Here is a 24,166-nt window from a genome sequence, read left to right as displayed (position 1 = left end):
GGGATAAAGGGAATTAAACCGGAAATCTTAAAAGACAGGCATAAGGGGGATTATTTGACCTAATATCCCTGATAATTACTCCTGTTCTAGAATATGTGCGGTAGATCACCCCTACTTTCAGATCGGTAGGCTATTATAAGACGAATATAAAGCTCAGTAAAATCACGGTTTGAGTTTGTCCACTTTATTGCTGTCACTGACGTAGCAATAGAGTCGTAAAACTCCCACCCTAATTTCAGACCAGTTTTTGATCGACTTTATTGTCTCGCTGTTGTCTGTAACACTGAACTTTTAGTCCTCTTTCAGCATTATCGATTCGATCCACATGACCATTTACGTTGGAAACCTGTCTTACCAAGCTACCGAAGAAGACTTGCGCTCAGTCTTTGCTGAGTACGGTGAGGTTAAGCGAGTTGTCTTGCCCACAGACCGTGAAACAGGTCGGATGCGCGGCTTTGCTTTTGTTGAAATGACAGAAGATGCCCAAGAAGACTCTGCCATTACTGAATTGGATGGTGCTGAATGGATGGGGCGTCAGCTCAGAGTCAACAAAGCCAGACCCAGAGAAGAAAACAATCGCGGTGGAGGTAATCGCGAGCGTTTTTAGGGGGCGATCGCTTTTATAAATAGCACTGGCTTCCAGACAGGGAGTTTTAGCAAAACTGAGAAAAAATTTCTCAAGTTGGCACAAATAAGCGAGTGGTGGTTAATAAGACCATCACTCGCTTATTGGGATTTATACAGCTAGCTTCCCTAGTTAATCTCCCAGACAGATCCCCAAGCCTCTAGCCGTTTTGACCAAAGTACCATCGGGATCGACCGCTTGGTATTGGCTGATGGCGTCAGCGATAGGGACATGTACAACCTGACGGTTTTGCCAAGTGACCATGCAGTCATACTTTTCTTCTGCAATCAAATCGACAGCCGCGACCCCGAACGCCGCCGCAATCAGGCGATCGAGGGGCGATGGAATGCCGCCGCGCTGGGTATGTCCGAGGACGGTGACCCGCGTTTCTGCACCACTATAGGTAGAAATCTGATCGGCTAAGTAGTGACCGACACCACCAAAACGGTAAGCACCAGAGCGATCGCTTTGGGTGATAGATTCCCCCCCTGTCGTGCAAACCGCTTCAGAGACAATCGCCACACAAAAATGTTTGCCCTGTGCTTGGCGCTCTTTGATTTTGCGGCAGACCTTTTCTAGAGTGTAGGGAATTTCGGGGATCAAGATCACATCCGCTCCACCTGCGATCCCGGCGCAGATGGCAATGTGTCCAGCATCGCGTCCCATCACTTCTAAGATCATCACCCGGTCATGGCTGGCTGCGGTGAAGTGCAAGCGATCCAGCGCTTCGGTGGCAATGTTCACGGCGGTATCAAAACCGATAGACCGCTCCGTGATCCCGACATCATTGTCAATGGTTTTGGGGATGCCAACGAAATTTATCCCCCCTTGTTGCGCGAGTTTACGCAAAATTGCCAAGCTGCCATCACCACCAATCCCAATCAAGGCGCTCAATCCCAGTTGATGGTAGCCGTCAATAATTTCCTGGGAGCGATCACATAAATTCCCATCCGGCATCGGAAAGGCAAAAGGGTTGCCCTTATTCGTGGTGCCTAAAACCGTTCCTCCCATTGAGAGCAACCTATCGACCTTCTCTTGTTCAAAGTGCATGACTTGTGGAGGACGGCTCATCAGTCCTTGAGTCGCTCGGCAAATACCCAGTACCTCCCAGCCATAAGTCCCCATTGCCCGATGGACAACCGCACGAATCACCGCATTCAATCCGGCACAATCCCCTCCACTGGTGAGAATGCCAATTCGTTTCTGTGCTCCCATATCCTTTAAATACTTCCAGAGAGTAGGAGATTTAACTCCAGGCAGATTTTACAGCGTCAGTTGTAGTTTCATTTCTGTAGTTCATCTAAAGTTAGACGACTCTACAGACACGCCTTCTTAAGATAGAGATAGGGCAATTTGCACAATTTATACCAGCCGATTATGGCATCGGTCGCCAAACCCCCGCCCAGTCAATGAAGAGCGTTACTTGATAGGGAAAACAAAACTATGACCGCAGACATCAATCAACCTCTAGATCAGGAGTATGCTCTGGATCGAGATTGCACAACACTGTCTCGTCACGTTCTACAACAACTGCAAAGCTTTAGCGCCGAAGCCCAAGACCTCAGTGCAATCATGAATCGCATTGCCTTGGCAGCCAAATTGATTTCTCGACGCCTTACCCGTGCGGGATTAGTAGAAGGAGCATTAGGATTTACAGGAAACGTGAACGTGCAAGGCGAATCCGTCAAGAAGATGGATGTCTATGCTAACGATGTATTTATCTCGGTGTTCAAGCAAAGTGGTCTAGTTTGCCGCTTAGCGTCCGAGGAAATGGACAAACCCTACTACATTCCGGAAAACTGCCCAATTGGACGTTATACCCTGCTGTATGACCCCATTGATGGTTCCTCCAATGTAGATATCAACTTGAACGTTGGAGCGATATTTTCCATTCGCAAGCAAGAAGGCGACGATATCGACGGCGACGCCCGCGACTTGCTGCAAAACGGACATCAGCAAATTGCGGCTGGCTACGTTCTGTATGGGCCCAGCACCGTGCTGGTATACTCCATTGGCAGAGGCGTTCATGCCTTCACCCTCGATCCTAGCCTGGGTGAATTTATCCTCTCTAGCGAAAATATCCAGGTTCCTCAGCACGGCCCAGTGTACAGCGTCAACGAAGGGAACTTCTGGCAATGGGAAGATTCAATCCGCAACTACATCCGCTACGTACATCGCCATGAAGGATACACCGCGCGATACGGTGGCGCATTAGTGGGAGATTTTCACCGCATCCTTTTCCAAGGGGGCGTATTCCTCTACCCAGGCACAATCAAGAAACCGGAAGGCAAACTAAGATTACTGTATGAATCGGCTCCTCTGGCCTATTTGATTGAGCAAGCGGGCGGAAAAGCGAGTACAGGAACGCAGAAGATAATGGATGCCGTACCCAAGGAACTCCATGCTCGCACGCCCTTATTTATTGGCAGCAAAGAGGATGTGGAACTTGTGGAGTCCTTCATTGAGGAAGGAGTAAGAGATAAAAAGGAGACCACTATGGCACATTCTTAAATAACTGTTAGGAATGAAGAGTCGGTAACAAAAAAAACAGCGAAAAAAAAGCTAACAGCGAACAATCAAAAAGCAATTACTGGAGCAAAAATATGACATCGACAGCTAACAATCCAATTTTTAGAATCGTCAAAGATTTTGGTCAGAGTATCTGGATGGATAATCTAACTCGTGACCTAGTTGAGTCGGGCGAACTCAAGCAGCTCATTGAAAACCGAGGCGTACGCGGCATTACATCAAATCCTGCCATCTTTGAGAAGGCAATTGCGGGTAATGCAGTTTATGACGCTGACATCGAAGCGGGTATCCGTGAAGGGAAGTCGGTTTTAGAGATTTATGAATCCTTAGTTTTTGAAGATATTCGCAATGCCTGCGATATCCTCAAACCTATCTACGACGAAACTCATGGATTGGATGGATACGTCAGTATTGAAGTTACTCCAACGATCGCCAACGATACCGAAAAAACGATCAGCGAAGCCCGACGCTACTACCAAGAAATTGGTCGTGAAAATGTGATGATCAAAATTCCTGGTACAAAGCAGGGATTACCAGCGGTAGAGCAAGTGATCAGTGAAGGCATCAACGTTAATATCACGTTGTTGTTCTCTGTAGACAGCTACAAAGAAACTTTCATGGCGTATATTCGTGGTTTAGAAAAGCGAGTAAATGAGGGCAACGACATCAATAAAATCGCCTCAGTTGCTAGCTTCTTCCTGAGCCGGATTGATATCAAAATCGACGGTGCTATTGACGACAAACTGGAAGCCGGAGTTGACCGGATTGAGAAAGAAGTCGAACTCAAGACAATCAAAGGCAAAATAGCGATCGCCAACGCTAAAGTTGCTTATCAGGAATTCAAAAAGATTATCCAAAGCGACCGTTGGAAAGCCCTTTCTGCTAAAGGAGCCAACGTGCAACGGCTACTTTGGGCAAGCACCAGTACCAAAAACCCGGAATACAGCGATGTCATGTACGTCGATGAGCTGGTAGGCCCCAATACCGTTAACACTCTGCCTCCTAGCACCATTGAAGCCTGTGCTGACCACTGCGATCCCGCCAACCGCATTGAAGCCAACGTTGAGGAAGCTTACAACTTGATAGAAAGTCTTAAAGACCCCGACATCGACATCAACCTCGACGAAGTGATGGTTGAACTGCTGGATGAAGGAATTGACAAATTCGTCAAACCCTTTGAATCATTAATGGCATCCCTGGAAGAGAAAGTAAAACGCCTAGCAACCGTTTCCTAATCAGACTCAACTTTAGGAGCAGGGGGTTAGCGCTCAAGTCAATTTGGCAATCTACTAAGCTAACCTCTTTGCTCCTAAAGTTTTTAACCAAGGTGCTTATTAATTTTTCCAGTCAATCAGTTGCAATAAATATGGCTACATTGTTAGAAAATCCCCTACGCGTTGGATTGCGACAGGAGCGGATACCCGAACCGTTGATTCTAGTAATCTTTGGGGCATCTGGAGACCTCACCCAACGTAAGCTGGTGCCATCAATCTATCAACTAAAACGGGAACGACGCTTACCTCCAGAAATTACGGTTGTTGGCGTGGCTCGTCGCGACTGGAGTCATGACTACTTCAGAGAGCAGATGCGGACTGGAGTTGAAGAATTTGCTGATGGCATCGGCTCGGAAGAAATCTGGGAAGACTTTGCTCAGGGTTTGTTTTACTGTTCAGGTGATATTGACAAACTAGAAAGCTACCAGAAACTGAAAGCTCTCTTGGATGAACTGGACGGTAAACGGGGAACGATGGGCAATCGGGTATTTTACCTGGCAGTAGCTCCCAAATTTTTTCCAGAAGCGATTCGCCAACTGGGAGATGCCCAGATGCTCACAGATACGGTAAAAAACCGGATCGTGATTGAAAAGCCCTTTGGTCGAGATTTAAGCTCAGCGCAGACCCTTAACCGCGTGGTGCAGCAAGTCTGCAAAGAAAGTCAGGTTTACCGCATTGACCACTACCTCGGCAAGGAAACGGTTCAAAACCTCTTAGTTTTCCGGTTTGCCAACGCGATTTTTGAGCCGCTGTGGAACCGTCAGTTTGTCGATCATGTGCAAATCACTGTGGCAGAAACGGTTGGTGTCGAAGACCGGGCGGGTTACTACGAAAGCTCTGGGGCGCTGCGGGATATGGTGCAAAATCACCTGATGCAGCTCTTTTGCCTGACGGCGATGGAACCACCAAATTCCTTGGATGCTGATAGCATTCGCACTGAAAAGGTGAAGGTGATTCAATCAACCTATCTGTCAGACCTGAACAGCCTGGAAAATTGTGCCGTGCGAGGTCAGTATTCGGCGGGATGGATGAAGGGAAAACCCGTTCCTGGGTATCGGGAAGAAGAGGGGGTAAATCCTAAGTCCACCACACCGACTTATGTGGCGATGAAGTTTTTAGTTGATAACTGGCGCTGGCAAGGGGTACCGTTTTATCTGCGGACTGGAAAGCGATTGCCGAAAAAGATCAGTGAGATTTCGATTCAGTTTCGGGAAGTGCCGCACATGATCTTTCAGTCGGCAGCCCAACAAGCGAGTCCTAATGTGCTGACGTTGCGGATACAGCCGAATGAGGGGATTTCGCTGCGATTTGAGGCGAAAATGCCGGGTTCAGAATTGCGATCGCGTTCCGTAGAGATGGACTTTAGCTATGGTTCGTCCTTCGGAATGGCAACAGCGGATGCCTACAATCGCTTATTGCTAGACTGCATGTTAGGAGACCAAACTCTCTTTACCCGTGCTGATGAGGTAGAAGAAGCCTGGCGAGTTGTCACACCAGCATTGACCGCCTGGGAATCTCCCTTTGATCCCACCAAGATTCCTCAGTATGAAGCTGGAACCTGGGAACCAAAAGAAGCAGAACTAATGATCAACCGCGATGGTCGTCGCTGGCGTAGACCGTAATTGTAGGGAAAAGCCTGGTTACAAGCAAGCCCAGCAATATTACTTCCAGAAGAATGCGCTTGTTGATACAGCCCTGCAAGCTTTGAGCCTTTACACTTTGAAGCTCTCACCTGCAATCTTCTCACTCTAAGTTTTTAACTTCAATTGATTATGAGCATACAGTCTCCTCCTCTTGTTTCTATACAACCGCCCAAAGATGTCTCATTAAGTGAGATTGAAGCAGAATTAGGTCAAATTTGGCAAAGTCGCGAAGGTGACAACGGCAACAAGGATATTCCCTCAGCCATGCGGGCAACGACGTTCAATTTTGTTGTCTATGAGCCTTCTGAAAGCCAACAAATACTAGCCGCTTTGGGATTTTATCGTGGCCCGATTGATGGCATCGATGGGCCTCAGACGAAAGCCGCCATCAAAGCGGCACAAAAAGTCTATAAACTGCCCGTGACGGGGAAAGGCGATCGCGAACTCCTCAATCAGCTCAGAGGCTCCTTCGAGAACCTTAAGCAGGGGAAAGAAGACGTTGTCGGTGGCGCGAATGAAATCCAGTACAATCCCGCAAGCGAGGGAAATGGTATTGCCGATGCGATCGCTGCCACTAATCCCTGCCGGATCATTGCCTTGTGTCCCATGCTGGGTGAAGACGAAGGCGTCACAGCCCAAGTCTCAGCCTATTGTCCAGTCCAGAAGTACAACCAGAATACTCTCGTTTGCTGCGAGTACATTACCCTACGGGGAACTGCCACAGCACTGGAGCGAATTGGGGGCATGATCTCGGCGTTGATGGTCAGCGGTCTTCCCAATATTGTTTGGTGGAAAGCTACACCGGACTCAGAATATGGGCTTTTCGATCGCCTTGCCAAAATCAGCAACAATATCGTTATTGACTCCAGTTCCTTCAATGACACAGAGACTGACCTGTGGAAAGTGGCGGAACTGGTTAAGCAGGATACACCGATTGTTGATTTGAACTGGCGCAGACTCGCTCCTTGGCAAGAGCTGACGGCGGCGGCTTTTGATCCCCCAGACCGCCGGGAATCACTGAAGGCGGTTGATCGGGTGACGATTGACTACGAAAAAGGCAATCCCGCACAAGCCCTGATGTTCCTCGGCTGGCTGGCAAGTCGGTTGCAGTGGCGTCCCGCTTCCTATAACGAAGAAGGTGGCACCTACGACCTGAAGCGGATTAAGTTTACAACCACCGATCAACGCACCGTAGAAGCGGAACTGGCAGCAATTCCTACCGCAGATTCGGGAGACATTCCCGGTGACTTGATTAGCCTGCGTCTGAGTTCTACCGACATGGAGGCAGACTGCTGCACCGTCTTGTGTTCGGAAACCACCGGATGTATGCGGATGGAAGCTGGGGGTGGCGCTCAGTCTTGCCGCATTCAGCAGGTGACACCATTGTTTGATCAAAAGGCGGAGGTCTTATTGAGTCAGCAATTGCGTCGCGTCGGTCGAGAGATGCTTTATACAGAGAGCTTGGCAGAGATGGCGAAGATCCTGGAACTTAAATAGGTCGGAGCGGGTTTGATTGTTGATTAGAATGAGTGGGCTAAACCCGCCCTTATACAGTTCAACATGGCTTTGATTATTGCTGGCGATCGCAGTGGGGTGGGCAAGACAACAGTCACGCTCGCCCTGTTGTCGTCTTTGCGGCGACATTCTCAGGTGCAATCCTTTAAGGTGGGGCCAGATTACATCGATCCGATGTTTCACTCCTTAGTTACCGGGCGTCCTTGCCGCAATTTAGACCCGGTGCTGACTTCTGAGACTTACGTGCAAGAGTGTTTTGCCCATCATCAAGAGGGTGTAGATTGCGCCCTCGTTGAAGGGGTGATGGGGTTATTTGATGGTGCTTCTGGAGAGGATGACTGGGCAAGTACCGCACACATTGCTAGGCTGCTAGATTTGCCCGTGCTATTGGTGATTGATTGCAGTCGCATGTCTCGCTCCGTCGCTGCGATCGCCCACGGCTATCGTTCTCTCGATCCCCGCATTCATCTAGCAGGTGTCGTGCTAAATCGCGTCGGCAGCGATCGCCACCTACAACTCCTCCAAGACGCTCTACAATCGATAAATTTACCCATTTTGGGGATTCTACGGCGTCAGGATAACATCACCATTCCCGACCGTCATCTCGGCTTAGTCCCCACTGATGAACTTTCTGAGTTAAATGCGATCGTTGACCAGCTTGCTGAACTAGGAAAGGAATGCTTTGACTGGAAACAACTATTACCACTTCTAGCGCCCCAAGTTTCTCCCTCAAAACCCACCCCTCAAAACTCAACCCCCTCAGGACTTAGCACTCAGTACTCAGCACTGATCAGAGTCGCCTTAGCACGCGATCGCGCTTTTAGTTTCTACTACCCGGATAATCTCGACCTGCTGCAACAGTTGGGTGCAGAACTCGTCCCCTGGAGTCCCCTCACCGACAGTAATTTGCCACCAGATATTCAAGGGCTGTACTTGGGCGGGGGTTTTCCCGAAGTCTTTGCTCAACAGCTTAGTGATAACGTGCAGGCGCGTGAGGCTATTCGCGCGGCTATCTTGACAGGAATGCCAACTTATGCAGAGTGTGGCGGCTTGATGTACCTCTCGGAAGGCATTACCGATTTTGAGGGTCAAACTTGGCCAATGGTGGGAGTATTGCCCACAACGGCGGTGATGGGAAAGCGTCTCACTTTAGGATATCGAGAGGCAACTGCATTGCAAGATAGTTCCCTCTTATCGGCTGGCGAAGTCGTCTGGGGACACGAATTTCACCGCTCCCAGTTGACAGCTAACCCAGAAAAGCCACTTTTCCAGACACGGGGCTATCATCCCCAAAGTCCAGTTAATACCGAAGGATGGCAACAGTCTCAGCTACATGCTTCTTACATTCATTTGCATTGGGGAGGGTGTCCAGAGATTCCCCGGCAATTCTTGCAACGTTGTCAGCTAAAAAATTAACAAATGTTAGATTAATTCGCTGAAATTTTAGCAATCTAAGTTGTTGCAGTAATGTAGTTAACCAAGGTCAGGAGTCTGCAATTCCAGCGATCCAAAAGCGATCAAGTGTGACATTGTGCAGAGAAAACGCGATCGCTCTCTTGTGTGTTGCTGCGAATTCAAGAGCGATCGCGTCGTTGAAATTCCTGTATACAAATATTCACTCCACATTCACACCTCAGAGGGAGTTAACTTAAATCTCTAACTTTAACTATGGAAGTAGAGGTAATAGTATATGGCGTTACAGAAGCAAGCAAAATTTTTGAAGGTAACGCTAGCTTCACTACACACAAATATTAGAAAGAGAAAACCATGTTTCAAAACACAGAGATGTTGCTGGCTTTGTACAGCACTCAACATTGGCTTGCCAAAATTCCCAGGGGTCGTGCAGTGACTCCGCCAGTCACAACCCCACCGGAGCCAATCGTGATGTTTTCGAGTCCCCAATTTTTTGTCGCCTTGGTTGCTGGGGTACTCATGGCATTTGCCTTCCAATTTTTGTTAACCAACTTTACGATTGCCGCAGGTATTTCCAGCGGAGAGAATGCCCTAGAAGCTGAAGCGGCTGATAGCTGGGGCGGCAAGGTTCGCGAAGTAGAATCTAAGGTAGGGTTATGGGCATTAGTAACTGTCAACATTGCCATATTTGCGGCTTGTTTTCTGGCAGTGAAGCTAACCCTGATTAATAGCATCACCCTGGGAGCAATTACAGGGGTTGTCATTTGGTCAGCATTCTTCTTGCTGCTACTCTGGGTTAGCTCTACAGCAATTGGTTCTGTAGTCGGTTCCTTCGCTAACACCGCAGGTGCAGGCTTACAAGGAGTCATGGGCGTAGCCGCCACAGCCCTTGGTGGAAGTGCGGCAAATGCTCAGATTGTCAATACTGTTGAAGACTCTGTAGCGGCGGTTCGCCGGGAATTGACTTCGGCTGTTGATCCAACTAGTGTTCGGGAGACAGTGCAAGACTACGTAGCAGATTTGCAGATACCGCAGCTAGACTTCAAACAGATTCGGAAGGAGTTTGAAAACTTGCTCAGTGGTTCCGAGTTGCGATCGCTAGCTGATAGTGACGTTCTGCAAAACGTGAACCGTCAGACTTTCGTGGATTTAGCCAGCAGTCGCACAGACTTATCAAAACAAGAGATTAATCAGCTTGCAGACCAGCTAGAAGGTGCTTGGAAACAGGTATTAGGTCAGCAGCAACAAGCCAATCCCCAGGCAAAACTGCTCAACTTCCTCCAGTCTGCCAGTCCAGAGGAGCTAACATCCGATCAGCTCAGTGCTCGGCTAGGGCAACTTGTTGGCGTTGGATCGGACAAAGGTAATGGCAATGGCAATGGCAGTAATGGTAAGACTTTAGGGGAGCGAGCTTTACAGTTTGGTGTGAGCGCTCTACTGGGTAGAGTCGTGTCGCGGACAGACCTCTCCGATTTAGATGTGGAAAAAATTTCCAGCCAGTTGCAGCAGTTCAAAGATAAAGCCACCCAGCAGGCTGGAGCGGCGGCTGATCAGGTAACTGATAAGTTACCCGCGCCACCTTTTAATACGATTAAGGCAGATGTGGAAAACTACCTGCTCAATTCCAAACCTTGGCACCTCAACCGAGAAACGATTAAGCAGGAATTTAGAGACGTTATCTATGACCCGGAAGCGGCTCCGGGAATTGTTCGCCAGCAGTTAGAGCAACTGAATGCAGATTACTTCGTGCAACTGCTCAATCAACGAGATGATATCGACTCTGAGAAAGTTTCAGGGATTGCAGATCAGCTCGAAGAACTCCGCACACAAGTGTCTAACTCCGTTCAAGAGTCGGAAGGGAATGAGCGATCGCAAGACCTCCGTCGTCGGGTCGAAAATTATCTCCGCTCGACTGACAAGGAAGAACTGAACCCAGAGGGAATCGAGAGCGATTTCAAAACGCTTCTAGAAGACCCAGAGGCTGGTACTGAAGCGCTGCTCGATCGCCTCTCGCAGTTCGACCGCGATAGCTTAGTCCAAATGCTCAAAGAGTCACGCCAAGACCTCAACGAGGAGGAAGCCAATCAAGTTGTCGAGCGGCTTGTGAGTACTCGCGATCGCGTCTTGTCAGAAGCTCAAGAACTGCAAGACCAAGCCCAAGCCAAAGCAGAAGAACTAGGGCAAAAGGTAGAATCCTATCTACGGAACACAGACAAAAAAGAACTCAATCCCAAAGGCATCAAGCAAGAGTTGCAAACTCTTTTAGATGACCCGCAAGCAGGCGTCAAAGCGCTACGGAAGCGGCTCTCGCATTTTGACCGCGATACATTGGTGCAATTGCTCAATCAGCGCCAAGATTTGAGCGAGGAACAGATCAATCAAGTCATCGACCAGTTTGAAGACGTGCGACACAATATCCTGCACGCACCGCAACAATTAACTGGTCAAGCAAAAGAGCAGTACGATCAGCTGACGAATCAGATTGCTCAGTATCTGCAAAACACCAATCTAGACGAACTCGACCCCGAAGGCATTCAACGGGATTTAGCAAAACTTCTGGATGACCCGAAAGCCGGGACGTTGGCGCTACGCAAACGACTCTCTGAAGTGGATCGAGAAACCTTGGTTAAGTTACTCAGTCAACGGGAAGACTTGAGCCAAGAGCAAGTAAATCAAATTATCGACCGCTTGCAACATGCGATTCGCAGCCTTGTCAAAGCACCGCGACGCTTGGCAAGTCGTGCACAAAATACGGTCAGGGATTTCCAATCAGATCTTGCCGGATATCTGCGGAACACGAACAAAGAAGAACTTAACCCCGAAGGTATTAAGCGAGACTTGCAAGTGTTGTTCAACGATCCGCAGGAAGGATGGAAGAGTGTAAGCGATCGCCTCTCTCATTTCGATCGAGGTACTCTGGTGTCACTGCTGTCGCAACGAGAGGATATCTCTGAGTCAGAAGCCAACGAGATTGCGGATAATATCGAATCAGTCCGCGATCGTTTTGTCGAACAAGCTCAGGCAGTTCAGCATCAGGTACAATCAGCCATCGATAGCGTTTTTGGCAGAGTTCAGCATTACCTCAACTCCCTGGAGCGTCCCGAACTCAACTATGAGGGGATTAAGCAAGACTTCCGCCAACTGTTTGACGATCCAGAAGCAGGTTGGGATGCGCTACGCGATCGCGTTGGTCAATTTGACCGGGATACCTTAGTCGCGCTCTTAAGCTCTCGTGAGGACATCTCTGAGGCAGATGCCAACCGGACAATCGCTCAGATTGAAGGGGCGCGCGATCGCGTACTCAGTCGCGCCGAACGCCTGCAAGGAGAAGCTCAAAAACGAGTTAAAGAACTCCAGCACAAGGCGAAGCAGCAAGTGGAAGAAACCCGAAAAGCTGCTGCAACAGCGTCTTGGTGGCTATTTGGTACAGCGATTACCTCTGTAGCGGTGGCGGCTTTCGCTGGTGTATTAGCTGTAGGCGGTTTCGCCTTGTTTGGTTAATAGTTAACGACTTCAAATTTAATAACCCTATCAAGCCCCCTGAAGTGGGGGCTTTTTTTTTGGCGATTTGATCATGGTGTAGGGAGTACGATGCACTAACGCTTTCTAGAAGAAAATTTCATCCCTCAACCTCGTACACCGTCTCATCTTCCTTGCGCCATGCTGGATCGACAATGCAAATAAACACCAGTGGTTCTTCTCCGCAGTTATGAATAAACTGCTTGGCATTAGGAGGAATATACACCGCATCACCCGGCTCAACCCGTTGGGTTTCGGCGTCAATGTGCATCTCTCCGATACCGCTGATGATGTAGTAAACCTCAGAGGTTTTTAAGGAGTGGGGAATAGAGGTTTTCCCGACTGGCACGATCGCATGAGCCAAACTATAGCGCAACTCCAAGGGCTGCTTGTCTGGGTGCAATAACTCCCGTAGCAGCGTGCCATCTCCGGCAACAAATTCTGGACAGGTATTGAGAGGTTGAATTAGCATTCCTCAATTCTCTGGCAATTCGGCGCAGTTAAACTGTTTACTCTGTTGCGGAATAAGCATTTTTTTGAGGACAGTAATCTCTACAGTTAATCGCCGCCTCAGAATTGGCAATCGAGGGGTGTACTGTGCATTTGAGATGATAGTCATTTGTAAAGAACTGACAGTCCGTACAGGGGATTTGATGCATGGTTTTTAGCTGCGCTGCGCCAGATTGGATGCTCGTCCAGAGGGTGAGAACGAACAAGGCAGCTAATGACCACGCGAAGACAAAGCACAACGGTACTAAATAAGGCTCGATGGCATGAACTAGAGGATAAAGAAGTTGAAACATAAGACTACAAATATAGCTAGATAACTTTACATAACTTAAATACTACTCAGCACTCAGAACTAAAACACTACTGTAGGCAGATATTTAAGTTCTTCTTTAAGTAGAAGGCTACTGATGATTGATTGGGTTAGGATACAGTCACTTTAGCGCTTTGAGCAATTCTTCAGATATGTAACTTCTACTTAATCTGTTTAATTGCCGTTGAAGAAAAGAAAACTTGTGCATCTACGAAAAATAGCGATCGCTTGCCGCAGCACGGTTACTAACGGGTGCAGCAGACTTTTAGGCGTTTCACGCCCGAAACATTAAAGGTGAACGCAGTCATTGACCTCAGTGATCTGACTATGCCTCCATATCTGCCATCCCGCATCCCGTGCTGTTTGTCCCCAAGGATTTTGACAATTTTTTTATCCTCTTGTACCTAGACTGACAATCCTAGGTGTATTTCACGGGATGCACTCCCTATGTTTATCTCTTCTTTCCTTGACGACAGCAGTGCCTTTCCTTCGGAGCTAGTTCAATTTAGCTCTACAGCAGCTTTAAATGGTTTTCCTCTAAAGAAAAAACGGCAAGCCTTATATCATGCTTCACCGTTGATGCCCTTGAGGGATAGAGATTTAGATGCACTGGAAGGCTTTTTTGAGCGAGATGATATAGAGGAAATTCAAGCGGACATCGCTTGTACTCTCCTCTGGCTTGTGCCTGCCCCCTGTTGGGAAGACAGCCCCTTTGATTTGGAGTTTCTTGGGGAATATCTATAAAAGAAAAGGCGTTAAAACGGGATGTCGTCTAAGTCTCTTGGCTCTTCAGGTGGGGCTTGGGTTTTAGTAGATTGGCGGGGTAAATCTGCTGTGGTTGTACTGAAATTCCTGTCTAAGTCGGCATCATTCGCGGCTGATGATTTGCTTGCCCTTAACGGGACAACAACATTATTCGACTTAGAGGTCGGGATCGCAGAGCTGGGGATGGTAGTCGGTGCGGCGGCGGAGGACGCAAAATTACTGCTGCTACCGATTTTGTACAGGCGGGAAGCCGTTAATTCGGCGCGTTTTTCCTTGAAACCTTCCGGGCGATCGATGGTATTCATACTCAGGCGACCTTCAATCACAACTTGATCGCCAGTAGCATAATTTTCTTTAATTTCGTTCGCTAAATTGCCCCAACCCACTACCTTCAATGTTGTCGGTGGGTCTTCTGGTTTCTGCCCAGGAAACTCTACAACCATTTGAGTAAGGGGAGTTTGGTTATCTGCGGTGTAGCGCAGTTCTGGGTCTTGAATGATCTGTGCCATCAAGATGCAACTGTTCATGTCTCATGTCTCCTGGGGCTTTCTATAATTATCAGCCTGCCATATCTGTCAACAATTGTGTTTATTGTTGTGCAAGAGATGCATCTTCACCTATCTCTATGCAACTGTATCTTGCTGCAGGTAGCGTTGTGCTGGCGCATAAAAACGCGATCGCTTCTGGCAGGTCAAAAAAGATCGAGGAGTCCGGATTTTAAAGAGCGTCCTCCTGACTTTTCATAGAACAAGTGTACCAACAAAGCCTAAGGGTTGCTGCTCTTTTGTCACTCGCTTGAGAAATTAATCACGAGTGACAAAAGGTGCCGCCATTGGTTTATAACAAGGCTTCGGCTTTGGTGCCTTCCATTCCTTGCTCTTGTTCAACGAAATCTTGAACGTAGCTGCGATACTCGCGCAGAGTGTTATCGACCCATTCCCGGTCGTCACTGTTGGCGAAGATATGCACCATGGGTTCTCCCGCATCGGGTAAAATTAGCACCCAACTTTCATGTTGGTGATTGACGATTTTTACCCCGTCAATCAGTTCCAACTCTTCTGCCGGATGAGTTTCTACCAAATGGCGCATCAGCGCTCCCTTGACAGTCCAGGGGCAACGCACGGTATAGGTCTTGTGGGAAACGCGAGGCAGTTCGGAGCGAATTTCCGCTAGCGATCGCTCCTGCACCGTCAGCATTTCAATCAACTTCGCAATGCAGAACATCGCATCAAAGCCAGGGTGCAGTTGGGGGAAGATAAAGCCCATTTCACTGCTACCACCCAGCACCACATTGGGATTTGTCCGGCAAGCTTCCATGAGGGCAGCAGGATTGGCTTTGGTGCGAATCACTTTCCCGTCGTGACGCCGAGCCAACTGTTCCATGGCGCTGGAGCATTGCACAGGCACAACCACAGAACTTCTAGGGTTCGCCGTCAGCATAATGCTAACCATCAATGCGGTGAGCATTTCGCCCCGGATAGACATTCCTGATTCGTCTACCAAAATTAGCTGTTCGCCGTTAGCGGATACCTGAACGCCAAAATTAGCTTTCAGGGCTTCTACTACATGACCAAGCTGATTGAGCAATGCTTCCCGTTCAATGGTAGAAAGCGAGTTTTGGTTCAAGCTGGCATTGAGCACCACCGCATCGCAACCAAACTTGGCTAGAAGTTGAGGCAGCACGGCACCGGAGACGGCATAAGCGTAGTCAATTACCACCTTCGAGCCACTATTACGAATTGCTTCAATATTCAGGTGATTGCCAAATCCAGTGCTGTAAGCATCAAGCACCTGACTGGGGTAGCTGACATTACCAATTTCTTGAATTTGCGATCGCCGCAAGTCTTCTTTAAAGTACGCCCCTTCAATTTTTTTCTCTTGTCCTTTAGAAATATTGATGCCCTTGGAGTCAAAAATCTCGATCAAAATATAATCGGGACGATCGGGGTGAATCCGCACATGGATACCCCCCGCCACTGAAAGCGTCGGGAGAACCTTGCGGGCTACAGGAATCGCTGTGGCTTCTAGGTTTTGGACGTGAACCCCAACAGACATCAACCCCGCAATCAGCGATCGCGAAACCATGCGGGAAATACTCCGTTGGTCACGGGAGACTGCCACCTGAGAACCGGGCTTTAGTGTTGAACCATAAGCTGCTCCCAGCTTCACCGCAAACTCTGGGGTAATGTCGATGTTGGCTAAACCCTGCACGCCTCGCTGACCAAAGAGGTTGCGTTGCGCCGTGTGTCCCCAAATTAAATTGATGTTAAGGGTTGCCCCCGACTCAATATTTTTGCTGGGCCAGACGCGCACGCCAGGACTGATCTGTGCTTCTTCACCAATAGTGGAGAGGGAACCCACGACAGCCCCTTCTAAAACATGGGCACGACGGTCTACCCGCGTTCCCCTGGCAATGACACAAGCACGTAGATGAACCTCATCGCCAATAATTGCCCCATTCCAAAGAATCGGGCGCTTCAAGTCGGCATCTGCCCCCACAGTGACATTGTCACCAATCACTGTTCCTGCTTCAATATGTACTCGCGCTCCAATGCGACAGTTACTGCCAATTAAAGCCGGAGTGTCAATTTTGGCGGAGGGTTCAATAAATGTATTTTGACCCACCCACAGTCCAGGCTTTTGCTCCTCGTAGGCAAAATCTAGTTCCACCTTATGAGCCAAACCGTCATATTGGGCTTCTCGGTAAGCATCCAAGTGACCAACATCACACCAGTAGCCCTCGGCAATGTAGCCGTACATTGGATCGCCCTTCTCCAGCATTAAGGGAAACAACTCTTTTGAGAAGTCATATTCCCGGTTTTCTGGCATGTAGTCGAGAACTTCTGGCTCCAGAATGTAGGTGCCAGTATTGACGGTATCTGAAAAAATTTCGCTAGTAGACGGTTTTTCTAAAAACCGATTAATGCGGTGGTCTTCATCAGTAATAACGACGCCAAAATCCACTGGGTTCGGAACGCGAGTCAGTACCAGTGTTGCTTTAGATTTCCGGCTTTTGTGGAACTCAATCGCCCCACGTAAGTCAAAGTCTGTAATGCTATCACCACTAATGACAAGAAAGGTTTCATCCAACAACTCGGCAATGTTTTTTACACAACCCGCCGTTCCCAAAGGCTGGTCTTCTTCAACGGCATAGGTGAGCTGCACGCCAAAGTCACTGCCATCTTGGAAGTAATCTCGCATTACATCTGGCAGATAATGCAGCGTTGCGATGACTTCCGTAATTTGATTGCGCTTGAGCAAATTGATAATATGCTCGGCAATCGGTCGGTTCAAAATCGGTACCATTGGTTTGGGAAGGTCGCAGGTGAGGGGTCTCAACCGAGTTCCCGAACCGCCAGCCATCAGCACGGCTCTCATAATTTCTCCTGTGTGTGTCTTGAGGTGCGTCGTCTCGTCTTTATGTACATCTCGTTATACAGTTTCCTACGACAATTAAATTTCAGGTATCCTCCACAAGGTGCGATTCAGTAAGAACCCAGTTGCTTCTGGTGATACTATGAGCTTTTCTCAATGGTGAATTTACGTCCTATAACATCCAAATCCTGGCAGGGATTGGGCTGACAACAGACTATCGGCGAGGGTGAAACTGAGCAAAAGTTTAATAAACTTTGCCTACCTCAATGTGAGGGTGACACTACAATGATGCAGTCGCTAGACTAGAACTAGTTCAATGCTACTTTGCCCTGTAGATGGAATCAATTCCGTAGACTCCCTTACAATCTGGCGGCAATTGTATTTTCAAGGGTATAGCAAAGGAGTAATAGCCCAGTCAGAGAGCGAAGGCTACGGAAGCTTGGATATGGACGGTTACTTGCTTTGACCGGGGCTATCTGGTCAGTTTTCACTAAGGGGTTGATTAGATGAAATTGCTAATTATTTTTGCTTTGTTGGGGTATGGATACGGGGCTTGGAAGTTTTGGAAAGGCTTTGGGCGAACCAACTTCAACCGGAATTTGCCGAATCGCATTACTTTATCGTTGCTATGGCCGGCGCTGATTGTGGCGAATAAGTCTTATCGTCAAAACTTTAATAAGGCACTCAAAGGCTAGGAGCCGTAAGGATGGTGGGTCGTCTCTGGTTAATTGGTGGGACAACAGAAAGTGCCCAGTTAGCCAAAGCGATCGCGGCTCTGCAACTGCCCTGTACAGTTACCGTGACAACGGCAGCAGCAACAGCACTTTACCCCCAATGTCCTCATTTACAGATTGTTGTCGGACGACTGGATGATATTCAGTTAGCGCGATTTTGCAAAAAGTGGCAAATTACTGCGATTTTAGACGCTTCCCATCCTTATGCGATCGCCGTCTCTAAATCCGCGATCACGCTAGCTAGTCAATACCAAATTCCCTATCTGCGCTTTGAGCGTCCCACCCTAGAAACTTCCACACCGGGGTTGATTCATCTTGATAGTTTTGAAACATTAATTAATGGAAACTATCTGGAGGGACAACGGGTACTGCTAACAGTGGGTTACAAAGCTTTGCCCTTGTTTAAGGATTGGCGCGATCGCGCTACGTTATTTGCCCGGATTCTCCCCTCTGTAGCCTCCTTAGAAGCTGCCCTTGCTGCTGGCTTCACCGCCGACCGAATTATCGCTTTCCGTCCTCCCATCCCCTCGGAGCTAGAAAAAGCCCTCTGGCGTCACTGGGACATCTCTCTGGTGGTTACCAAAGCCTCCGGCAAGGCTGGAGGAGAAGCCATCAAGCGCACCGTCGCCGCTGAATTAGCTATCCCCCTAGTAGTTATTGCCCGTCCAGAAATTACCTATCCCCAGCAAACCAGTGATGTATCCGTCGCCTTAGAGTTTTGCCAAACGAGGGGAGTTGGTGAGTCGGTGAGTCCTGGATTTTAATAAACCACACCAGGCACAGAGGGCACGGAGATAAGAGAAGGAGAGGGGGATGGGGAGAAGCAATAACCTCTTTCATACTTCATACTTCATACTTTCTCCCCGGCTCAGGGCTTAAAAAGCTTGAACCCACTCCCGTACGTCATATTTTGTCCAAATACCGTTTTGCCAGTAGGGGTCATCTGCAATCAGTTGTCGGACTGTGGCTTCGTCTTCGGCTTCGTAGATACCAAAGACCTTAGTAGCATCTTTGGTGGGGCCGAGGGTAATCAGGACACCGTCGGCTTTTTGTTTGGCTAATCCATCGAGATGAGCTTGGCGATAAGGAGCGCGTTTTTCTAATACGTCCTCACAATAGCTTCCCCACATTACATATTTCGGCATAATTACAGTCTTTTATGAAGATTAGTGTTGAGATTCCGAGTCTTTGCTGAGGTATTGCTTAAGGTTTCAGCTATTTGCTAACAGCCACCAAGATTCAAATTAAAAATTCTATCTTCAGGCTAAAAGCAAATAGCTAATTCCCTAACTTCTCAGGGACACACCGAATTTTTCAACTAGTGCTTCTCGGACATTTTGATGCGCGGATGCGACTTCTTCCTCAGTGAGAGTGCGATCGCTAGCCCGATAAATCAAGCGAAATGCTAAACTCCGCTGTCCTTCAGGAACCGATTCCCCTTTGTACTGATCAAACACTTCCACGGACTGCAACAATGGCCCGGCGGCTTTTTGAGTCGCCCGTTCAATTTCCGCCACCGATACTTTCAGGGGGGCGAAGAAGGCAATATCCCGGTCAGACGCTGGATAGGTGGAATAGGGATGGAATCGGGGTACCAGCTTTTCCTCCTGATCCAAGGCATCTAAGAGGGTGTCGAGGTCTAACTCAAAGCCATACACCGCATCTGGTAAACTCCGGGATTGCCGCAGTTGCGGGTGGAGTTGCCCGAAAGTGCCAAGGCGATTGCCCTGTACCCAGAGGGAGGCGGTGCGCCCTGGATGTAGTCGCTCATCTTGACGATTGGGTTGATACTCAACGTGCAGCTTCAAGCGCTGAAAGACGCTTTCTAAGATGCCTTTGGCTTCGTACCAAGTCATCGGAGCTTCGCGACCACCTCTGACCCAACTGCCTTGGCTAAACGTACCGCCGCCAAAAATCCCCGCCACCGCATCGGCTTCCTCTAGTCCTTCTTCATCGCGCCAGAAGATGCGACCGATTTCAAAGGCATTGAAGGTACCGTTGCCTTGAGACATATTGTACTCAAAGGCGTCAATCAGCCCTGATAGCAACTCGGTTCGCAGGGCGGAATATTCGGTAAACAAGGGATTGGCGATCGCGACTTGCTTATCGTCCCCTGAATTAACCGTGGTGTAGGAATAGTGAACGACCTCAGTTAACCCTGAGGCTCTTAACGCTTCTCGTAGTTGCCGACTCAGCACTTGTTCTAGGGAAAGATACCCTAGTTCGGCTTGTTCGGGCAGTTCGTCACAAAAACGGTCGTAGCCGTAGAGACGCGCTACTTCTTCAATTAAGTCGATTTCCCGCTCTAAATCCCGGTAGCGGTAGGGCGGTACAGTGACCGTCCACACCGGGGACGCCTCTTCTAGGGTAGAGGGTTGCCGTTCCAGGTGGCATCCTAAAGCACTCAGGATACGCTCAATATCTTCCGCAAGAATCTCCCCCATCTCATCGCCCAAATCCACGGGGCCTAAAACCTGATTGACCCGATCTAGGCGTAACTCAATCGAGCGTGCCCAGCTAGCGGGATCGGGGCGCGTGTCAGCAATTGATTGAGAGGTGGGAGTCCCAGAAGCAATTTCGGTAATTAACGCGATCGCTCGATTACAAGCAACGGTTAGTTCTGCTTGGTTGACACTACGCTCGTAGCGGGCAGAAGCTTCTGTCCGCAAGCCCTGACTGCGTGCCGAGCGGCGAATGGCAACAGGCTCAAACAATGCCGCTTCCAAAACGATATTTTGGGTGCCATCGTGGACTTCTGTGGCTTCTCCCCCCATTACCCCAGCCAGGGCAACGGGTTGATCATTGGCAGTAATCAGCAGCGTTTGGGCTTGTAGCTGGCGCGTTTGAGCGTCCAAAGTTTGCAAGGTTTCTCCGGGATTAGCAAAGCGTACCCCCAGAGTGATATCGTTACCCCCCGCGATCGATTGTAAGCGATCGCCGTCAAAGGCATGGAGAGGCTGTCCCCATTCCAAAAGCACGTAATTGGTGATATCCACCACATTGTTAATCGGGCGCACCCCAGACGCCAACAGCCGCTGCTGCAACCAATCGGGCGATGGAGCAATTTTGACGTTTTCAATTACCGTCCCCATGTAAGCCGGGCAAGCTTTGGACTCGGAAATTTTTACCCTGACTTTTCCTTCACCACCGGGAATCTGGATATCTGGAGTAGCAGGCAGTTTTAGCTTTGCTCCCGTTAGAGCCGCCACTTCTCGCGCTACCCCCACCAAACTGAGGGCATCAGCACGGTTAGCGGTTGCCGTCAAGTCTAAAATGACATCGTCTAAGCCCAACAAGGGACGGATATCGCTACCCAGTTGCAGATTTTCCTCTTCAAAGATATGGATGCCTGCTGATTCTTTCGCCAAGCCAATTTCAGCCAACGAGCAAATCATCCCTTCTGAACGTACACCGCGCAATTTCGAGGCGCGGATTTTCAGATCGACGGTGGGTAGATAGGTACCAGTTGTTGCCACGGGTACGTAAGCGCCAGCGCGGACGTTTGCTGCTCCACAGACAATGGTTAAGGAATCCGTCGCGCCTCCAATATCAACCTGGCAGACTCGTAGCTTGTCCGCGTTCGGGTGGGGCTGACAGTCGAGTACCTTGCCGACCACTACGCCATTGGCAAATTGCCGACGGTCTTCAATGTCTTCTACTTCAAACCCAGCAATGGTCAAGGTCTCGGCTAACTCTTCGGGGGACAACCTTATGTCTACTAATTCCCGAAGCCAACTCAAAGAGATCCGCATTGGTTCTGTGTGATTTTACCTACCTTAGCCTGACTATTTTACCCTCCGAAAGTGATAGTGCCTTGATTGTTTTTTGGGCAAGTAGTTTGTTAGGGTTTGAGGTGTTAGGCTTTGTTGATAACAGTGTGATGAATCTTCATAAGTACTTCATACAAAATTCCTTTAAGCTTTAGCAACTCTTTAAGGAATTTGCCCTGTAAATCATGGAATATTTCTTTAACCTTAGCCAGCGAGACTGAAAAAGTAGGATATCCTGGGTTTAACTAATAATTCTTTGAGCAACGGCTTTTCTGAGCCCAGGGAACATTCAGCGGTATGTTTCCATAAGGATGCCAATGTTCAAGCTTAATGCTTGCCTAATCAGCCTTAGTCCCAGCCTGGACAAATGCCCCATCGGTGATGCTGCATGAGCTACTGCTTAAATCCTGCCTGTCCTCAGCCTAAAAACCCGCCGCATGTCGAACTTTGTCAGGCCTGTGGTTCCAAAATTTTGTTGCACAATCGCTATCGGGTCACCAAAGCCTTAGGTCAAGGCGGATTTGGAGCCACTTTTCTGGCTATGGATGAATCCTTGCCTGGCGAACCTAGTTGTGTTATCAAGCAGTTGCGTCCAGCTACTACAGTGGGTTCTGTGCTTCAAATGGCACGGGAGCTATTTCAACGCGAAGCCCAAACCCTCGGTAAGATTGGTAATCATCCCCAAGTACCACGGCTCCTCGACTACTTTGAAGACCAGCAACAATTTTACCTGGTGCAAGAGTATATCAGTGGCTTCACCCTTCAGCAACAAGTCAGACAGTCAGGGCCACTAAGCGAAGCCGGAGCCAAGCAGTTTTTAAGTGAAATCCTGCCGCTACTGCAATACATCCATAGTCAACAAGTCATTCATCGCGATATCAAGCCAGCAAACTTAATTCGCCGCGAGCAAGATTGCAAGTTAGTTCTGATTGACTTTGGAGCGGTGAAAAACCAGGTCAATCAAGCTGCCTCTGTCAGTACCTCTGACCAAACCGCATTAACCAATTTTGCCATCGGCACCCCTGGGTTTGCACCACCAGAACAAATGGCAATGCGACCTGTTTATGCCAGTGATATCTATGCGGTGGGGGTAACTTGCATATTCCTCCTGACTGGCAAGTCACCGAAAGACCTAGACTACAACCCCTCAACGGGGGAAATGGTCTGGCAGAAGTACGTCAGCATCAGCGACCACTTTGCTGATGTTTTGAGAAAAATGCTGGAAGCGTCTGTGCGGTATCGCTACCAGTCATCTGAGGAAATTCTCAGAGCGTTAGACTTAGAACCCTACCTCGATAGTCTGGCGCAGGGGTTGGCAAACAAACAAACTTTGCACAACAACCCCACAGGTCACCCCTTCTACTCGGGTGAGTTGGGTACGCCGAGTTCTGTTTCCTCTACCTCGTCTGCTACCTCGAAGTTGGCGATGGCGATTCGGGAGCGTCGAGCCAAAAAAGAGCAAACTGGCGGGAATTCTTATACCTCTGGTGGAATGCGTAGCCGAGGTACTCCTAATCAACCGAATTCACCAAATTCGCCCCGGAGCGGGGGGTTAACCAACGGGAAGCCGAAAGTTCCGGCAAAGATGGATGAAAATGCTCTGCTAACTTCCTATCTCAAGGGTCGTAGAGACTTTGCCTCTCAAGATTTAAATCTGCTGAACCTGCAAAAATGTGACTTATCGGATGGGATTTTTCATCAAGCGAAGTTGGCAAGAGTCAATCTCCAGGGCGCTAAACTCATTAAGGCGGATTTTGGGCGGGCAAGTTTAAATCGGGCATTGTTACGTGATGCCAATCTTAGTTGGGCATACCTAAGCTACGCGGATTTAGAATGTGCGGATTTACGCGGTGCTGACTTGAGCTATGCCTATCTCAATCACGCCAATTTGCGAGGGGCAAATTTGTGTGGGGCTAATCTCATGGGTGCGAAGGTTAATGAGGAACAGCTAGCGCAAGCGAAGACAAATTGGGCAACGATCATGCCCAATGGGAAGAGAGGATTTTGGTAAATAAGGATGGGGAACTGGCGATTGGTGACGTAAGGGATTAGCCATTAGCACGAGGGCGTTGTGCTGTTTTATGCATCCTTGTACAACCTAAACCCTGAGCACTTAATGGCAGGTGAATAAATAAATGTTCCGGGATTAAAACTCTGAACATTTTTTCGTTAATAATCAAATTA

General features: G+C 48.7%; 19 protein-coding genes. 11 read left to right on the top strand and 8 right to left on the bottom strand.

Translation table 11 applies throughout. The features are described from left to right. Positions 1 to 325 precede the first annotated feature (325 nt). A complete protein-coding gene (rbp, locus tag AC5JR3_RS18145) occupies positions 326 to 607 on the top strand; it encodes an RNA-binding regulator (protein ID WP_495847960.1) in 282 nt (93 codons plus the stop codon). Positions 608 to 757: 150 nt separating this feature from the next. Here rbp and AC5JR3_RS18140 read toward each other — a convergent pair whose 3' ends face one another. Continuing rightward, on the bottom strand, positions 758 to 1,840 hold the full coding sequence (locus AC5JR3_RS18140; RefSeq protein WP_495847959.1) for an ATP-dependent 6-phosphofructokinase: 1,083 nt from the start codon (positions 1,838 to 1,840) through the stop codon (positions 758 to 760). 228 nt (positions 1,841 to 2,068) lie between these two features. Between AC5JR3_RS18140 and fbp the strand changes: the two genes are divergently transcribed. The 5 genes from fbp to AC5JR3_RS18115 all read left to right on the top strand — a co-directional run bounded on the left by fbp (position 2,069) and on the right by AC5JR3_RS18115 (position 9,002). Beyond that, entirely contained in the window at positions 2,069 to 3,136 is a 1,068-nt protein-coding gene (fbp, locus tag AC5JR3_RS18135; RefSeq protein WP_495847958.1) for a class 1 fructose-bisphosphatase, read from the top strand. Between the two features lie 92 nt (positions 3,137 to 3,228). After that, the gene (tal, locus tag AC5JR3_RS18130; RefSeq protein ID WP_495847957.1) at positions 3,229 to 4,389 is read left to right on the top strand and encodes a transaldolase; all 1,161 of its coding nucleotides are present in this window, start codon (positions 3,229 to 3,231) and stop codon (positions 4,387 to 4,389) included. Between the two features lie 131 nt (positions 4,390 to 4,520). Continuing rightward, on the top strand, positions 4,521 to 6,050 hold the full coding sequence (gene zwf / locus AC5JR3_RS18125; RefSeq protein ID WP_495847956.1) for a glucose-6-phosphate dehydrogenase: 1,530 nt from the start codon (positions 4,521 to 4,523) through the stop codon (positions 6,048 to 6,050). A gap of 150 nt (positions 6,051 to 6,200) precedes the next feature. After that, positions 6,201 to 7,568: a glucose-6-phosphate dehydrogenase assembly protein OpcA gene (gene opcA, locus AC5JR3_RS18120; protein ID WP_495847955.1), complete on the top strand. Its 1,368-nt coding sequence runs from the start codon at positions 6,201 to 6,203 to the stop codon at positions 7,566 to 7,568. A 63-nt stretch (positions 7,569 to 7,631) separates the two neighbouring features. Further along, complete coding sequence (locus AC5JR3_RS18115; protein ID WP_495847954.1) at positions 7,632 to 9,002, top strand: cobyrinic acid a,c-diamide synthase CobB; 1,371 nt, start codon at positions 7,632 to 7,634, stop codon at positions 9,000 to 9,002. Between the two features lie 57 nt (positions 9,003 to 9,059). Here the strand turns inward: AC5JR3_RS18115 and AC5JR3_RS18110 are convergent, their stop codons facing one another. After that, on the bottom strand, positions 9,060 to 9,197 hold the full coding sequence (locus tag AC5JR3_RS18110; protein WP_495847953.1) for a hypothetical protein: 138 nt from the start codon (positions 9,195 to 9,197) through the stop codon (positions 9,060 to 9,062). Positions 9,198 to 9,353: 156 nt separating this feature from the next. Here AC5JR3_RS18110 and AC5JR3_RS18105 point away from each other — a divergent pair, with 156 nt between their 5' ends. Next, positions 9,354 to 12,500: an MFS transporter gene (locus AC5JR3_RS18105; RefSeq protein WP_495847952.1), complete on the top strand. Its 3,147-nt coding sequence runs from the start codon at positions 9,354 to 9,356 to the stop codon at positions 12,498 to 12,500. Between the two features lie 118 nt (positions 12,501 to 12,618). Here AC5JR3_RS18105 and AC5JR3_RS18100 read toward each other — a convergent pair whose 3' ends face one another. Further along, the gene (locus AC5JR3_RS18100) at positions 12,619 to 12,990 is read right to left on the bottom strand and encodes a cupin domain-containing protein (protein ID WP_495847951.1); all 372 of its coding nucleotides are present in this window, start codon (positions 12,988 to 12,990) and stop codon (positions 12,619 to 12,621) included. Between the two features lie 37 nt (positions 12,991 to 13,027). Then, entirely contained in the window at positions 13,028 to 13,321 is a 294-nt protein-coding gene (locus AC5JR3_RS18095) for a hypothetical protein (RefSeq protein WP_495847950.1), read from the bottom strand. A 464-nt stretch (positions 13,322 to 13,785) separates the two neighbouring features. On the opposite strand from AC5JR3_RS18095, the gene AC5JR3_RS18090 reads away from it, so the two are divergent. Then, positions 13,786 to 14,082: a hypothetical protein gene (locus AC5JR3_RS18090; protein WP_495847949.1), complete on the top strand. Its 297-nt coding sequence runs from the start codon at positions 13,786 to 13,788 to the stop codon at positions 14,080 to 14,082. Between the two features lie 11 nt (positions 14,083 to 14,093). On the opposite strand, the gene AC5JR3_RS18085 is transcribed toward AC5JR3_RS18090, so the two are convergent. After that, complete coding sequence (locus AC5JR3_RS18085; RefSeq protein WP_495847948.1) at positions 14,094 to 14,630, bottom strand: single-stranded DNA-binding protein; 537 nt, start codon at positions 14,628 to 14,630, stop codon at positions 14,094 to 14,096. A gap of 310 nt (positions 14,631 to 14,940) precedes the next feature. Continuing rightward, entirely contained in the window at positions 14,941 to 17,481 is a 2,541-nt protein-coding gene (locus tag AC5JR3_RS18080) for a sugar phosphate nucleotidyltransferase (RefSeq protein ID WP_495847947.1), read from the bottom strand. A gap of 503 nt (positions 17,482 to 17,984) precedes the next feature. On the opposite strand from AC5JR3_RS18080, the gene AC5JR3_RS18075 reads away from it, so the two are divergent. Beyond that, the gene (locus AC5JR3_RS18075; protein WP_495847946.1) at positions 17,985 to 18,173 is read left to right on the top strand and encodes a hypothetical protein; all 189 of its coding nucleotides are present in this window, start codon (positions 17,985 to 17,987) and stop codon (positions 18,171 to 18,173) included. A gap of 11 nt (positions 18,174 to 18,184) precedes the next feature. Beyond that, the gene (locus tag AC5JR3_RS18070) at positions 18,185 to 18,976 is read left to right on the top strand and encodes a cobalt-precorrin-6A reductase (RefSeq protein ID WP_495847945.1); all 792 of its coding nucleotides are present in this window, start codon (positions 18,185 to 18,187) and stop codon (positions 18,974 to 18,976) included. Between the two features lie 111 nt (positions 18,977 to 19,087). On the opposite strand, the gene AC5JR3_RS18065 is transcribed toward AC5JR3_RS18070, so the two are convergent. Continuing rightward, positions 19,088 to 19,357 (bottom strand): YciI family protein, encoded by a 270-nt coding sequence (locus AC5JR3_RS18065; protein WP_495847944.1) that lies wholly within the window; start codon positions 19,355 to 19,357, stop codon positions 19,088 to 19,090. A gap of 141 nt (positions 19,358 to 19,498) precedes the next feature. Further along, a complete protein-coding gene (gene pheT, locus AC5JR3_RS18060) occupies positions 19,499 to 21,964 on the bottom strand; it encodes a phenylalanine--tRNA ligase subunit beta (protein ID WP_495847943.1) in 2,466 nt (821 codons plus the stop codon). 406 nt (positions 21,965 to 22,370) lie between these two features. On the opposite strand from pheT, the gene AC5JR3_RS18055 reads away from it, so the two are divergent. After that, on the top strand, positions 22,371 to 23,993 hold the full coding sequence (locus AC5JR3_RS18055) for a serine/threonine-protein kinase (RefSeq protein WP_495847942.1): 1,623 nt from the start codon (positions 22,371 to 22,373) through the stop codon (positions 23,991 to 23,993). Positions 23,994 to 24,166 lie beyond the last annotated feature (173 nt).

The sequence above is a fragment of the Kastovskya adunca genome, assembly GCF_059505785.1.
Note: the sequence above shows the minus strand (reverse complement) of the source record. Positions and strands in the feature narration are given on the sequence as shown.

Coding starts and splice junctions, on each gene's coding strand:
- rbp (WP_495847960.1), top strand. CDS start 326: ATGACCATTTACGTTGGAAACCTGTCTTACCAAGCTACCGAAGAAGAC.
- AC5JR3_RS18140 (WP_495847959.1), bottom strand. CDS start 1,840: ATGGGAGCACAGAAACGAATTGGCATTCTCACCAGTGGAGGGGATTGT.
- fbp (WP_495847958.1), top strand. CDS start 2,069: ATGACCGCAGACATCAATCAACCTCTAGATCAGGAGTATGCTCTGGAT.
- tal (WP_495847957.1), top strand. CDS start 3,229: ATGACATCGACAGCTAACAATCCAATTTTTAGAATCGTCAAAGATTTT.
- zwf (WP_495847956.1), top strand. CDS start 4,521: ATGGCTACATTGTTAGAAAATCCCCTACGCGTTGGATTGCGACAGGAG.
- opcA (WP_495847955.1), top strand. CDS start 6,201: ATGAGCATACAGTCTCCTCCTCTTGTTTCTATACAACCGCCCAAAGAT.
- AC5JR3_RS18115 (WP_495847954.1), top strand. CDS start 7,632: ATGGCTTTGATTATTGCTGGCGATCGCAGTGGGGTGGGCAAGACAACA.
- AC5JR3_RS18105 (WP_495847952.1), top strand. CDS start 9,354: ATGTTTCAAAACACAGAGATGTTGCTGGCTTTGTACAGCACTCAACAT.
- AC5JR3_RS18100 (WP_495847951.1), bottom strand. CDS start 12,990: ATGCTAATTCAACCTCTCAATACCTGTCCAGAATTTGTTGCCGGAGAT.
- AC5JR3_RS18095 (WP_495847950.1), bottom strand. CDS start 13,321: ATGTTTCAACTTCTTTATCCTCTAGTTCATGCCATCGAGCCTTATTTA.
- AC5JR3_RS18090 (WP_495847949.1), top strand. CDS start 13,786: ATGTTTATCTCTTCTTTCCTTGACGACAGCAGTGCCTTTCCTTCGGAG.
- AC5JR3_RS18085 (WP_495847948.1), bottom strand. CDS start 14,630: ATGAACAGTTGCATCTTGATGGCACAGATCATTCAAGACCCAGAACTG.
- AC5JR3_RS18080 (WP_495847947.1), bottom strand. CDS start 17,481: ATGAGAGCCGTGCTGATGGCTGGCGGTTCGGGAACTCGGTTGAGACCC.
- AC5JR3_RS18075 (WP_495847946.1), top strand. CDS start 17,985: ATGAAATTGCTAATTATTTTTGCTTTGTTGGGGTATGGATACGGGGCT.
- AC5JR3_RS18070 (WP_495847945.1), top strand. CDS start 18,185: ATGGTGGGTCGTCTCTGGTTAATTGGTGGGACAACAGAAAGTGCCCAG.
- AC5JR3_RS18065 (WP_495847944.1), bottom strand. CDS start 19,357: ATGCCGAAATATGTAATGTGGGGAAGCTATTGTGAGGACGTATTAGAA.
- pheT (WP_495847943.1), bottom strand. CDS start 21,964: ATGCGGATCTCTTTGAGTTGGCTTCGGGAATTAGTAGACATAAGGTTG.
- AC5JR3_RS18055 (WP_495847942.1), top strand. CDS start 22,371: ATGAGCTACTGCTTAAATCCTGCCTGTCCTCAGCCTAAAAACCCGCCG.